Source organism: Idiomarina xiamenensis 10-D-4, assembly GCF_000299895.1.
GTDB classification, from domain to species: domain Bacteria; phylum Pseudomonadota; class Gammaproteobacteria; order Enterobacterales; family Alteromonadaceae; genus Idiomarina; species Idiomarina xiamenensis.
Genome location: NZ_AMRG01000060.1, coordinates 1 through 660, shown reverse-complemented (window position 1 = coordinate 660; position 660 = coordinate 1). Strand labels below are relative to the sequence as shown.

Sequence of the window (660 nt, the reverse complement as noted above, 5' to 3'; positions counted from 1 at the left end):
CCTCCTTGCGGCCTTGCCAATCACTCAAAATAAGCTTTTCGGTTAAGGCAAGCTGCCTAACCTTGAAGTTCCCTTGTCGAGGATAAGCGATGCTGATAAGAGGGTGTCCTCGATGTCAGTCAGCGCTGACTAAAACGCCGAGAACAAGGCGCACGTTGAGTGATTGAGGAAGCATACCTCAATGGTATGTGCCCGATTGAACGAATCGCGCAACGCGGTTATCGGTGATTTTAGGCAAGCTTTCGGGGGCCATAGCTCAGCTGGGAGAGCGCCTGCCTTGCACGCAGGAGGTCAGCGGTTCGATCCCGCTTGGCTCCACCATTTCCTTTTTATTTCTTCTCTAGAGTAGCAAGCTTTAGCGTTAAGGATTTTTAGAAAAAGTCTTTACCGGTAACGCGATGTTACACGCTCTTTAACAACATGGACAAGCTGATTGTAAAACAAAGAAATGCCACTCTATCTGATATATTTTGGTAGAGGCGTATCGAACTTGTGTACAGCAAACAAACACACCGACAACATCAACGGTGCTCAAAGCGCAGTTGATTGGTGCACTGGCAAGGCATTTTCTGAGCGACGGAAGGCGCGTAGGTAACACTACGTAACTGACGAAGCGAAGAAAATAACGCAGCTAGGGTGCCAAACAACAAGCTAGAGCCA

General features: G+C 48.3%; 1 tRNA gene. It reads left to right on the top strand.

The annotated features are described in order from the left end of the window. The first annotated feature begins 245 nt into the window (after positions 1-245). Positions 246-321: transfer RNA gene (locus A10D4_RS13435), tRNA-Ala, on the top strand. Positions 322-660: the final 339 nt, after the last annotated feature.